Origin of the sequence: Luteimonas salinilitoris, assembly GCF_041300785.1 — a bacterium.
In the GTDB taxonomy this organism is placed as follows: domain Bacteria; phylum Pseudomonadota; class Gammaproteobacteria; order Xanthomonadales; family Xanthomonadaceae; genus Luteimonas; species Luteimonas salinilitoris.
Map to the genome: position 1 here is coordinate 1 of NZ_JBFWIB010000033.1, position 12,720 is coordinate 12,720.

A 12,720-nucleotide genomic window follows, 5' to 3' on the forward strand; every position below is an offset into this window, starting at 1 on the left:
ACGCAACGCGACCTGCTCGGGAAGCGTTAACAGGCCCTAGTAGCGGCCCTTCTCGCGCACCGTTTTGTCCATCTCGCGCCAGACATGCTCGACCGCGGGCCGCGCCTGGTCCCAGCTCAGCCGCGAATCGCCCCGCACCTTGAGCCAGCGCGCGCCGAGCGCGGGCTCGATGTCTGCGAACCGCTGGCCGCCTTGGCTGCGGAAACTGTCGAGCCCGAGCCGGTACGCCGGCGCGTAGTCGCGCCACTTGAAGTCCTCGACGTAGTAGCGGGTGTGGGTATGGATCTGTTCGAAATGGCCGAGATCGCCCCGCGAATCGACCGATTCGGCGGTGCGGTGGCCGAACAGTGCACCGGCGACGGTGCCGATCACGACGCCGACCACGAGCCCCGGCGGGCCGCCGGCGAGGAACCCGATGCCGCCGGCGGCCGCACCGCCCAGCAGCGCGCCGCCGCCGGCGCCGAGGATGTGCTCCTTCTGCAACAGGCTCATCGCTACCTCCTGGTCACGCGCGGCTGCGCCGTCGTAGCGGATGCATGCGCATCCGCCGCCCGAAGCCGCACGCCGGCCGACGGACGATCCCGCGCGGTCAGCCGGCACTCGCGGCGCCTGCCGCCAGCACGTCGGCATCAAGCCACGCCGCTATCACCGCCGGGCGCGCCTCGATCCAGTTCAGGCGCGACGCGCCGCGTGTCGCGATCCAGTCGCGCTCGAGCGCGGGCGCGGCCTGCTCGAAGGCGATCCCGGCGCGCGCGGCCCATTGCCGATGTCCGTAGCGATAAGCCGGTGCATAGTCGGACCACGTGCGGCCGGCCGAATAATAGGAAGTATCGCGATAGTCGCGCCGGTAACGCGCCATCTCCGGAAAGCCGTCGTCGTGCTCGCCGGCACCCGGCGCGGATCGGGTGCCGGGGCCGGCGGCGCCGGTGAGTGGGTGGCTGAATCTGTCCATCCTGATTCCATCGCGTCATCTGCGTGGCGCGGTTTGCCTTGAAGATGCGCCGACGCTACCCCGCGACAGGTCGCCGAATGGTGAAGGATGGCCGGGCGCGGCAATGGCCGCGCACGTGGTTCAGACGCCGTTGCCGGCGGCGTGTGCGCCCGAAGCCACCGCACGCCGCCTTTTTTTCGGATGCAATGCGCCTGAACGCGACGTGCGCGTTCAGGGGCCGGCAGGCGTTGCGGCCAGCTGCCAGCTGCCGGCGCGGGTTTCGGTCAGTTCTTTCGATTCGCGTCGGCGAGCGCACGGCAGAAGGCGGCCGTTGCCTCGTCGTCCGGAAAACAGCATTCGATGCACAGTTCGTCGAGCGTGACGTCGTGCGGCGTGGCGAATGTCGTCATGGTGGAAAAGAAGCGCAGTTCCGTGTCATCGCGCCGGAACACGCTCGTCAGCAGCAGCGACGGCGCGTTGTCCACCTCGCGCCGCCGCCAGCGCACGGGCACGCCGGGATGACCCAGCACCTCGTCGAGCAGGGCGCGCGCGACCACGTCCGAGGGCGTTGCCGCAATGCGGCCGTGCAGATGCCGCAGCAGATCACCCGCGATCTCCTCCCAGTTGACCACGCGGGAACGCAGGTCCGCAGGATCGAAAAACTGCCGCAGCATGTTGTCGTACGCGCTGTCGCGCCCGAGCAGGAAGCGGTTGACGTTCATCGCGGCGCGGTTCGCCATCAGCACGTCCCAGTGCCGGTTGATCACGTACGCCGGATACGGCTCCTGTTGCTCGAGAATGAGATCGATCGCGCGCCGCACCGGTTCGAGCGCGGGCGTGCCGAGGCCCGACTCGGGGTGCATGGGCGCGTAGCCGGCGGCGACCAGCAGCGCATTGCGTTCACGCAACGGCATGTCGAGCGCGTCCGCGAGCCGCGTGACGGCCTCGCGGCTGGCGCGCGACTTGCCGTTTTCTATGCAGCTCAAGTGCCGTGCGGACATGCCGGCTTCCAGCGCGAGATCGAGCTGGCTCAGGCGTCGCGCCGCGCGCCATTCGCGCAACAGGATGCCGACGGGCGCGACGGAGGCGGTGACGGTGTTCATGGGCACCGAGTCTAGCCGCGCGTGGTGACCGAAACCATGACCTTGAAGGTCATGTTTCCATGACCTCGTACGTCATTGCCTTGCGGCGGCAGGGCGCCGAAGATCGCCATCGAACAACCACTGCAAAGAGACCACGCCATGACACAGCAAGACCTTGCCCGCACCTTCCACGCGCTGCACGTCGCCGGCCGCCCGCTGGTGCTTTTCAATGCATGGGATGCCGGCTCCGCCCGCGCCATTGCCGCCGGCGGCGCAAAGGCCATCGCCACCGGGAGCTGGTCGGTCGCCGCCGCCAATGGCTTCGACGACGGCGAGCGGCTGCCGCTCGATCTCGCGCTCGGCAATCTCGCGCGCATCGTCGACGCCGTCGAGCTGCCCGTCAGCATCGATCTCGAAAGCGGCTATGGCACGAGCCCGGACGAGGTCGGCAGGACGGTTGCGCGCGCCATCGACGCCGGCGCCATCGGCTGCAATCTCGAGGACAGCTTTCCGCACGACGGCGGCCTGCGCGCGATCGAGGAGAGTGCGCAGCGCATCGCGGCCGCGCGCCAGGCGGCGGAAGAAAAAGGCGTGGCGTTCTTCATCAACGCGCGAACCGACGTCTATTTCCAGAAGGATGCAGCTAAGAACGAAGCCGCCAACATCGAGATGACGATCGAACGCGCGCAGGCCTACGCGAAAGCCGGCGCGAGCGGGCTGTTCGTGCCCGGTCTCGCCGCGCCCGATTCCATCCGCCGCGTGGTCGAGGTATCACCGCTGCCCGTCAACATCATGGTGATGGACGACACGCCATCGCTCGCAGAGCTCGCCGCGCTCGGCGTGGCGCGCGTCAGTCACGGGCCGGGGCCGTACTCCCGCGCGATGGCGCAGCTCACGGAAGCCGCGCGCGCGGCGCTGGAAATGGACCAGGCGTGAGATCGAGGATGACGCAACGCGGATAAAGCCCGCTGTTCATGGGTTGGTCCCTATTGATCCGCGTCGATCCGTGCCCAAAGCAGCTTTTCCGGACGCGGGCGTTCAGCCGCGGCCGGCGACCTGCGCCTCCAGCGCCGGCACCCGCGCCAGCGCGCGATCGGCAGCACGGTCGCACTCGGCGTGGTGTTCAATTTCGTACTGGCGCTGCTGGTGTCGCGCCAGCCGGCGGCGGCCCGCTTTTCGTAGGAGCGGCTTTAGCCGCGAGCTTTTTCCTTCACGGACCTTCAGTTGGGAGAAGCTCGCGGCTAAAGCCGCTCCTACGAAGAGCAAGCACATGAATTTCAGGACGAGACGATGGTCGGACGCGACGAAATCCAGGCGCTGATCCCGCACCAGGGCGCGATGTGCCTGTGGGACGAAGTGATCGAATGGGATCCGTCCCGCATCGTGCTGCGCGCGGACAACCACCGCGGCAGCGATCATCCGTTGCGCAGCGGCGGCCGCTTGCGCGCGATACATCTGTGCGAATACAGCGCGCAGGCGATGGCGGTGCACGGCGGCTTGCTGGCGTCGGCTGACGGCGGCAGCGCCCGGCCGGGCAGGCTGGTGGCGCTGCGTCAGGTTGCGTTGCATGCGGCGCGCATCGACGGTCTGCCCGGTTCGCTGCAATGCGAAGCGCACGTGCTGGCGCAGACGCAGGACAGCCAGCAGTACGGTTTCCGCATCTGGCATCAGGACACGCTGCTGGCCGAGGGCCGCGCTGCGGCGATGCTGCGATAGCGCGATGCGCCGCGCATGCGACGTTATGTGATAGCGATAACATTTCTGCTGAGAAATGCGACTAGACTCCGGGCGTTCCCGCATCCGGCCGGCCGCGCGCGGGATTTGGCGACAAGGAGGCCAAGATGGAAGCCACTCCATTAGCCACGCGACAGCCGCGACTCAGCCGGCATACCTACGGGGAGCAAGCACCATGACCAGCCGCCTGCTGCGGCGCGTTCCGCGCGCCGCCCGTTCCGTTTGTGCCCGTCCGCTCGCCGGCGCGATCGCGCTGGCACTGCGCGCGCCGGTCGCACCGCGCGCGCGAAAGCGTCACGCCCCGGCCGCGCTGCTGCTGGCGACCACCGTGCTGTTCACCGGTGCCGTGCCCGTGCCGGCGCAAGCCCAAGCCTGGCTGGGGACCGTGTCCGACGACTGGTTCGACCCCGCCAACTGGACGGGCGGCTCGGTGCCGAATGAGAACGGCGTCGTGCGCATCGAAACCCTCACGCCGAATCCCACGGTGATCAACGGCGACGCTGCGATCGCCAGTGACCTTCAGGTCGCGCAGTCCGGCACGGGCGACCTCACCATCATCAACGGCGGCACGCTGACCATCACCCTGGTCGCCGGGATCGGCACCGACCTGGGCGCCCAGGGTGCCGTGACGGTCAGCGGTGCCGGCTCGAGTTGGACTGTGCGCCGACCCGGCGCCCGCTCCGCGCTCACCGTCGGAAACCGCGGCACCGGCAGCCTGGCCATCACCGACGGCGGCGCGGTGAACAGCTCGGGCGCCACCATCGTCGGGTTCGCGGCGAGCGCCCAGGGCAGCGTACTGGTGACCGGCGCGGACTCGATCTGGAGCCATGCCGACCACCTCATATTCGGCGATTTCGGCAGCGGCACGCTCACCATCGAGAACGGCGGGGCAGTGAGCAACGCGAACGGCATTGTCGGCCAACAGGCAGGCTCCCAGGGCACGGTGACGGTGACCGGTACCAACTCCACCTGGGCCAACAGCGGCTACCTGGAGGTCGGCGGGTTCGGCACCGGCACGCTGACCATCGAAGATGGCGGGACGGTGAGCAGCACGCGGGGCCAAGTCGGCGGCGGCGGCTCCCAAGGCACGGTGACGGTGAGCGGTGCCAACTCCACCTGGACCAACAGCGGCCTCCTCGTCGTCGGCAATGGCGGCACGGGCACGCTGACCATCGAAAACGGCGGGGCGGTGAGCAACACCACCGGCCTTGTCGGTGTCGGCACCGCCGGTGGCTCCCAAGGCACGGTGACGGTGACCGGTGCCGGCTCCACTTGGGCCAACAGCGACGTCCTCGCCGTCGGCAATCTCGGCATCGGCACGCTCACCATCGAAAACGGCGGGGCAGTGAGCAGCGCGAGCGGCCTTGTCGGCAACGCCGACGGCGGGCAGGGCACGGTGACGGTGACCGGTGCCGGCTCGACCTGGACCAATGCAGGGGACCTCGCCGTCGGCGTTTTAGGTACAGGCACGCTCACCATCGCGGATGGCGGCACGGTGAGCAACGCGTTCAACGGTTTTGTCGGCCGCGAAGCCGGCTCCACGGGCACGGTGACGGTCAGCGGGGCCGGCTCCAGCTGGGCCACCGGCAGCACCCTCGAAGTTGGCCGCACTGGCACGGGCACGCTGACGATCCAGAACGGCGGCGCGGTGAGCAACATCTTCGGCGTCGTCGGAAACTTGGCCGGCGCGACCGGCAACGTGACGGTGACCGGCGCCGACGCGAGCTGGGCCAACAGCGGCTTCCTCGACGTCGGCGAGTTCGGCACCGGCACGCTGACCATCGAAGATGGCGGGGCAGTGAGCAACGCGGTCGGCACTGTCGGCAACCAAGCCGGCTCGCAGGGCACGGTGACGGTGACCGGCCAAGGCTCCAGCTGGGTCAATAGTAGCGACCTCTTCGTCGGCAATCTTGGCACCGGCACGCTGACCATCGAGAACGGCGGGGTGGTGAGCGACGCGTTCGGCACTGTCGGCAATTTCACCGACTCCCAGGGCACGGTGACGGTGAGCGGCCAAAACTCCAGCTGGGACAATAGTGGCGACCTCGTCGTCGGCAGTCTCGGCACCGGCACGCTGACCATCGAAGATGGCGCGACGGTGAGCAACACGCACGGCTTTGTCGGCAGCAACGGCACCGGCTCCCAAGGGACAGTGACGGTGAGCGGTGCCGGCTCCACTTGGGCCAACAGCGACGTCCTCACCGTCGGCAATCTTGGCACCGGCACGCTGACGATCGAAGCAGGCGGCTTGGTCTCGAACATTACAGGCGTCGTCGGTAATTCGGCCGACGGTACGGGCGCGGCGATCGTGAGCGGCGCCGGCTCGCAGTGGAACAACAGCGACACCCTGCTGGTCGGTTTTTTTGGCAGCGGTGAGCTCACTGTCGAGGCCGAAGGCAGCGTCACCAGCGTCAACGGCGAGCTCGGCGTCGAAGCTGGCGGCCAGGGCACGGCGACAGTGACCGGCCAAGACTCCAGCTGGATCAACAATGGCGCCCTCTCTGTCGGCAATGCCGGCATCGGCACGCTCACCGTCGAGAACGGCGGGGCAGTGAGCAACACGGACGGCGTTGTCGGCAATTTAACCGGCGCGCAGGGCACGGTGACGGTGCGCGGTGCCAACGCCACCTGGGCCAACAGCGGCTTCCTGGACGTCGGCGAGTTCGGCACCGGCACGCTGACCATCGAAGCTGGCGGGACGGTGAGCAACACGCAGGGCTTTGTCGGCAACGGCACCGGCTCCCAAGGCACGGTGACGGTGACCGGTGCCGGCTCCACTTGGACCCATAGCGACTTCCTCGCCGTCGGCATTGCCGGCACCGGCATGCTGACCATCGAAAACGGCGGGGCAGTGAGCAACACGCTCGGCGTTGTCGGCGACGGCACCGACTCGCAGGGCACGGTGACGGTGAGCGGCCAAAACTCCAGCTGGGATAATAGTGGCAACCTCGTCGTCGGCAGGCTCGGCACCGGCGCGCTGACCATCGAAGATGGCGGGGCAGTGAGCAACACCGTCGGCCTTATCGGCGACGGCACCGGCTCCCAGGGCACGGTGACGGTGAGCGGCCAAAACTCCAGCTGGGACAATAGTGAAGACCTCTTCGTCGGCAGGCTCGGCACCGGCATGCTGACCATCGAAGCTGGCGGGGCGGTGAGCAACACGATCGGCCGTGTCGGCGACGGCGACGGCTCGCAGGGCACGGTGACGGTGAGCGGCCAAGACTCCACCTGGACCAATAACGGCGGCCTCTTCGTCGGCAATGCCGGCATCGGCACGCTGACCATCGAAGATGGCGGGACGGTGAGCAACGCGATCGGCTTTGTCGGCAACGGCACCGGCTCCCAAGGCACGGTGACGGTGAGCGGTGCCAACTCCACCTGGGCCAACAGCGGCTTCCTGGACGTCGGCGAGTTCGGCACCGGCATGCTGACCATCGAAGATGGCGGGACGGTGAGCAACGCGCAGGGCTTTGTCGGCAACGGCACCGGCTCCCAAGGCACGGTGACGGTGAGCGGCCAAAACTCCACCTGGCTCAACAGCGACGGCCTAGTCGTCGGCGGTTCCGGCACCGGCACGCTGACCATCGAAGATGGCGGCGCGGTCAGCAACGTGTTCGGCGTTGTCGGCAGCCGGACGGGCTCCGAGGGCACGGTGACGGTGACCGGTGCCGGCTCCACTTGGGCCAACAGCGACGTCCTGGATGTCGGCAGTCTCGGCATCGGCACGCTGATCATCGAAGATGGCGGGGCAGTGAGCAACACGAACGGCGTTGTCGGCAACGGCACCGGCTCGCAGGGCACGGTGACGGTGACCGGTGCCGGCTCCACTTGGGCCAACAGCAGCTTCCTGGAAGTCGGCGATCTGGGCACCGGCACGCTGACCATCGAAGATGGCGGCGCGGTGAGCAACACGCAGGGTTCCGTCGGCATCCAGGCAGGGTCCGAAGGGACGGTGACGGTGACCGGCCAAGACTCCACCTGGGTCAACAGTGGGGAGCTCGATGTCGGCTTCCTCGGCACGGGCACGCTCACCGTCGAGAACGGCGGGACGGTGAGCAATACGGGCGGCGTTGTCGGCTTAAACGCCGGCTCCCAAGGCACGGTGACGGTGACCGGCCAAGACTCCACTTGGGTCAACAGCGAATTCCTCGTCGTCGGCGATGCCGGCACCGGCATGCTGACCATCGAAGATGGCGGGACGGTGAGCAACACGAGCGGCGTTGTCGGCAGCCAGACGGGCTCCGAGGGCACGGTGACGGTGAGCGGCGCCGGCTCCGCATGGGGCAACAGCGTCAATCTCTTCATCGGCGGCGAAGGCACCGGCACGCTCTCCATCGCGGACGGCGGGACAGTGAGCAACGCGTTCGGCACTGTTGGGGCCTTCGCCGGTTCCCAAGGCACGGTCACGGTGAGCGGCCCGGGCTCCGGGTGGACCAACAGTGTGGAGCTCGTCGTCGGCGAGCTCGGCACCGGCACGCTGACCATCGAAGAGGGCGGGGCAGTGAGCAACGCGAACGGTGTTGTCGGCGACAGCGACGGCTCGCAGGGCACGGTGACAGTGACCGGCGCCGGCTCCAGCTGGACCAGCATCGGCATCCTCTTCGTCGGCGACGACGGTACCGGCACGCTCGCCATCGAAGATGGCGGGACGGTGAGCAATGTGAACTTGGGCTATGTTGGCGCCGGCCCCTTCGCCGACGGCGCGGTGACGGTGACTGGCCAAGGCTCCACCTGGACCAGCAGTGACCTCCTCGTCGTCGGCGTCGAAGGCTCGGGAACGCTGACCGTCGCGGACGGCGGGGTGGTGAGCGCAGCAGGTGCGTTTGTCCTGGCGGGTCAGGGCGACTCGCAGGGTACGCTCAACTTCGGCGCGGTCGCGGGCGAGATGGCGCTGGCACCAGGCACGCTCGATGCGGCCACGGTTTTGTTCGGCGCGGGCACCGGCACGATCAACTTCAACCACACCAGCACCGACTACGCGTTCGCGTCGGCGATCAGCGGCGACGGTACGATCAATCAACTCGCCGGCACCACCATCCTCACTGGTACGAGCAGCAACACCGGCGTCACCAATGTCGACGGCGGCACGCTGCTGGTCAATGGATCCCTGGGCAACACCGAGACGACGGTGCAGGGCGGCGGCACGCTCGGCGGCTCGGGCGCCATCGCCGGCGACGTTACCGTCTTCGACGGCGGCATCCTGGCGCCGGGCACCAGCGCCGGCACGCTGACGCTCGGCTCGCTGAGCTTGAACGGCGGCTCGCTGCTCGACTACGAACTTGGCCAGGCCGGCGTGGTCGGCGGCGGCGTCAACGACCTGATCGAGGTGACCGGTGACCTCACCCTCGACGGCACGCTCGACGTCACCGACATCGGCGGCTTCGGCGCCGGCGTGTACCGGCTGATGAACTACGGCGGCGCGCTGACCGACAACGTGCTGGAGCTCGGCACGCTGCCGACCGGCATCGGCGGCGGAGACCTGTTCGTGCAGACCGCGATCGGCGGCCAGGTCAACCTGGTCAGCAGCGCCGGGCTGACGCTGACGTTCTGGGACGGCGCGGTCGCCGGCGAGCACGACAACAGCACCGTCGACGGGGGGGGGTGGTGTTTGGGATGCATCCAACCGCAACTGGACCCAGGCCGACGGCACGCTCAACGGCCATTGGGACAACGGCGAATTCGCGGTGTTCGGCGGCACCGGCGGCAGTGTCAGCGTGGTCGGCGATCAGGCGGTCGCCGGTCTGCAGTTCATGTCCGACTACCGCTTGACCCCGGGTGCGGGCGGCGCACTGCGCGCCGATGGCGCCGAGACCATCATCCGCGTCGATCCCGACGTGCAGGCGGAAATCGGCGTCGGCATCAGCGGCGACGGCGGCCTGGTCAAGACCGACACCGGCACGCTGACGTTGTCGGGCAACAATACCTATCTCGGCGGCACCACGATCCGCACCGGCACGTTGTCGGTCGCGGTCGATGCCAATCTGGGCGCGGCGAGTGGTGGGCTGGCGTTCGACGGCGGCACGCTGCAGAACACGGCAGATTTCACGTCCGCGCGCATCGTCGACCTCGGCGCCGATGGCGGCACGTTCCAGGCCGATGCCGATCTGACCCTGGACGGCGTCGTGTCCGGTGCCGGCAGGCTGACCAAGACCGGGACTGGCACACTGACGCTGTCGGGCAACAACAGCTATGCCGGCGGCACGCAGGTACGCGCCGGTACGCTGGTCGGCGATAGCACCGCGATCCGCGGCGACCTCGCCAACAACGGCCACGTGGTGTTCGACCAGGCCGGTGATGGCAGCTTCACCGGCACGCTCAGCGGCAGCGGCACGATGAGCAAGCGCGGCGCCGGTGCATTGACGCTGACCGGCAGCAGCGCACTCGACTGGAGCATCGACGCCGGTGCGCTGGTCAGCCGCAGCGATCTGTTCGGCGGCGACGCCGATATCGGCGCTGGCGGCCGGCTGCGCTTCCAGCAAGAGGGCGGCGGCAATTACGCCGGCACGCTTGGCGGCAATGGTCGCTTCGAGATCGCCTCCGGCGCGCTGTTCGCGCTCACCGGCGACAGTGCGGCCTTCGGCGGCACGACGGTCGTCGAGAACGGGACATTGCGCATCGACGGCACGCTCGGCGGTGGCGCCATCATCGCCAGCGGTGCGACGTTGACGGGTGCCGGCACGCTCGGCAGCGTCGACAACGCCGGCACTGTGGCTGCAGGCAATTCTATCGGCACGCTGACACTCACTGGCGACTACCTGCATCGTGACGGCGCGACGCTGCTGGCCGAGATCGAACCGGGTGGCAACGGCGATCTTCTCGATGTCGCCGGCACGGCGACGATCACGGGCGGCGACGTGCAGATCGTCAAGCTGCCCGGCCAGTACGCCGACGGCACCCGCTACACCCTGATCGATGCCGCGGGTGGCATCAGCGGCAGCTTCTCCGCGTTGGGTCAGGACCTGCCGTTCCTCAATTTGTCCCTGGCCTACGACGCCAATCACGCCTATCTGGACATCGCCCGCAGCGATATCGAGTTTGGCGAAATCTGCGTGACCGTCAACCAGTGCCAGGTGGCGGTGACCATCGACGATATCAGCGGCGGTGGCGCGCTGCCGCCGGACCTGGCCACCGTGGTCAACGAACTGACCACCGTGGGTATCGATAGCGCGTTGAGCGGCTTCAACTCGCTGTCCGGCGAAGCCCACGCCAGCTTCGCCGGGATGATGCTGGAAGGCCACGCGCTGTACGGCCAGACCGTAAGCCGGCGCCTGGCCGAACGCCGCGAGGCGGTCGGCGCGCAGCAGCTGCAGGGCGGCGTGTGGGCGCGCGCCTACGGCATGGCTTCGGAACTCGACGGCGACGGCAATGCCCACGGCGCCGATGTCGACCTGCACGGCGCCGCGTTCGGCATCGACGCCTGGGGCACGGAGCACTGGCTGATCGGTGCCAGCTTCAACGCGATGCGGGTGGATGCCGACTTCCGCCCCGGCGACGGCGGCGAGGCGGATGCGAAGAACATCGCGCTGTACACCAGCGTGCAAGGCGAACGCGCGTATCTGGACGGCGTCATCAGCTTTGCCTGGTGGGACAGCGAAGTGCAGCGCCGCATCGAGGTCGGCTCGATCCATCGCCAGGCGCGTTCGGAATACGACAGCAACCGCCTCGCGCTATACCTGGAAGGCGGTTGGAACATCGATCTGGGCGGTTCGCGCCTGCAGCCGCTGGTCAGCGTCGAGCATAGCCAGCTCGACACCCAGAACTTCCACGAATCCGGGGCGCAGGATCTGGACCTGATCGGCCGCTCGCAGAGTGCCACGCGTACCACGGCCAGTGCAGGCCTGCGTTGGACGGGTTGGTTCGCACGCGGTGGCTGGACGCTGGAGCCGAGCGCGCAATTGCGCTGGCTGCACAGCACCGGAGATCTGAACGCCGAGTTCGAGATCGCCTTCGCCGGTGCCCCGGATACGGGCTATCGGGTGCGCGGCGGCAGCTGGCCGGAGGACCGCGGCCTGGTCGGTGTCGGCTTCAACGCGCGCCGTGGCGACAAGCTCGACCTGTTCGTCGACTACGACTACCAGCGCGGCGGCGGGCTGGAAGCGCACAACCTCAGCGCGGGCCTGCGCTATCGCTGGTGAGCGCCGGCCCTACGGGGAATAATGTCCGCGGGGTTTAGGGGGCGGAGGTGATTAAACGAGAATGTCGCTTAACCCCTCCGTCCCTCCGCCCCCATAAGCGAAGGCGAATGCAGGGAGACGAAGAGGCCATGACTCGGGATTTCCGCAAAAATGGCGTTTGTTTTTCCTATACTTCAACACAGCCAGCGTCGCGAGCGCTATCGGGATCTTCGGCGACGAGTCCACCAAGAGCATCGCCAACAGCACCATCGCCTTCAATCACCAGGTCGACCCGATCGGGGCCACCTGTTCCGGGGTCGTACAGGCCGATGGCGTGCTGCACCTGGAAAGCACGATCGTCGCCAGCAGCACCTGCAAGAACGACCCTCCCTACGACGACACGCCATACGACATCGGCGGCAGCCCCGACGTCGATAGTGTCATGGGCGCCAACAATCTGGTCATGACGTCCTGGCTGCCCTTGCCTGCCGACACGATCACCACCGATCCCCGACGAGGGCGGCTTGCGGCCAACGGTGGGCGCACGAGGACCCATGCGCTGCGCGACAGCAGCCCCGCGATCGACACCGGCAACAACGCCGCCGGCCTGCAGTACGACCAGCGCGGGGCCGGCTACCCGCGGGTCAAAGGCGTGCAGGCTGATATCGGCGCGTACGAACGCTGAACTTTCGCCGCTTCACTCCGGCCTCTTTAGATCAGGGTGCGGCGAAGGAATAACGGTCTCTGACCCTGTTTTTTTCTAAGGCACACTTTGAGGATATGAAGCTAAGGCGTGCTGCAAACCAGCTGCCATCCATTAGCAACAGGTGAGTCCAATAGGTAAGAACGGTCTCTGACC

General features: G+C 67.9%; 7 protein-coding genes and 1 pseudogene. 5 read left to right on the forward strand and 3 right to left on the reverse strand.

Annotated elements, in window-relative coordinates:
* Positions 1-36: 36 nt before the first annotated feature.
* The 3 genes from AB5T46_RS20050 to AB5T46_RS20060 all read right to left on the reverse strand — a co-directional run bounded on the left by AB5T46_RS20050 (position 37) and on the right by AB5T46_RS20060 (position 2,034).
* Positions 37-492: a hypothetical protein gene (locus AB5T46_RS20050; RefSeq protein ID WP_370565875.1), complete on the reverse strand. Its 456-nt coding sequence runs from the start codon at positions 490-492 to the stop codon at positions 37-39.
* A 97-nt stretch (positions 493-589) separates the two neighbouring features.
* Positions 590-952, reverse strand: a complete 363-nt coding sequence (locus tag AB5T46_RS20055) for a hypothetical protein (protein ID WP_370565876.1) — start codon at positions 950-952, stop codon at positions 590-592.
* Positions 953-1,215: 263 nt separating this feature from the next.
* Entirely contained in the window at positions 1,216-2,034 is an 819-nt protein-coding gene (locus AB5T46_RS20060; RefSeq protein WP_370565877.1) for a helix-turn-helix domain-containing protein, read from the reverse strand.
* 75 nt (positions 2,035-2,109) lie between these two features.
* Here AB5T46_RS20060 and AB5T46_RS20065 point away from each other — a divergent pair, with 75 nt between their 5' ends.
* From AB5T46_RS20065 to AB5T46_RS20085, 5 genes and pseudogenes are all read left to right on the forward strand, one after another.
* Positions 2,110-2,949, forward strand: coding sequence for an isocitrate lyase/PEP mutase family protein (locus AB5T46_RS20065; protein WP_370565878.1), 840 nt, complete (start codon positions 2,110-2,112; stop codon positions 2,947-2,949).
* Between the two features lie 354 nt (positions 2,950-3,303).
* A complete protein-coding gene (locus tag AB5T46_RS20070) occupies positions 3,304-3,729 on the forward strand; it encodes a phosphotransferase (protein WP_370565879.1) in 426 nt (141 codons plus the stop codon).
* Positions 3,730-3,922: 193 nt separating this feature from the next.
* A pseudogene (locus AB5T46_RS20075) lies at positions 3,923-8,548 on the forward strand (beta strand repeat-containing protein); the annotation flags it as partial.
* Positions 8,549-9,581: 1,033 nt separating this feature from the next.
* Positions 9,582-11,882, forward strand: coding sequence for an autotransporter outer membrane beta-barrel domain-containing protein (locus tag AB5T46_RS20080; protein ID WP_370565880.1), 2,301 nt, complete (start codon positions 9,582-9,584; stop codon positions 11,880-11,882).
* 157 nt (positions 11,883-12,039) lie between these two features.
* A complete protein-coding gene (locus AB5T46_RS20085) occupies positions 12,040-12,546 on the forward strand; it encodes a choice-of-anchor Q domain-containing protein (RefSeq protein ID WP_370565881.1) in 507 nt (168 codons plus the stop codon).
* Positions 12,547-12,720: the final 174 nt, after the last annotated feature.

What these genes read in the sequence shown, in the direction of transcription:
- AB5T46_RS20070 (WP_370565879.1), top strand. Translation starts at nt 3,304, where the DNA reads ATGGTCGGACGCGACGAAATCCAGGCGCTGATCCCGCACCAGGGCGCG.
- AB5T46_RS20050 (WP_370565875.1), bottom strand. Translation starts at nt 492, where the DNA reads ATGAGCCTGTTGCAGAAGGAGCACATCCTCGGCGCCGGCGGCGGCGCG.
- AB5T46_RS20055 (WP_370565876.1), bottom strand. Translation starts at nt 952, where the DNA reads ATGGACAGATTCAGCCACCCACTCACCGGCGCCGCCGGCCCCGGCACC.
- AB5T46_RS20060 (WP_370565877.1), bottom strand. Translation starts at nt 2,034, where the DNA reads ATGAACACCGTCACCGCCTCCGTCGCGCCCGTCGGCATCCTGTTGCGC.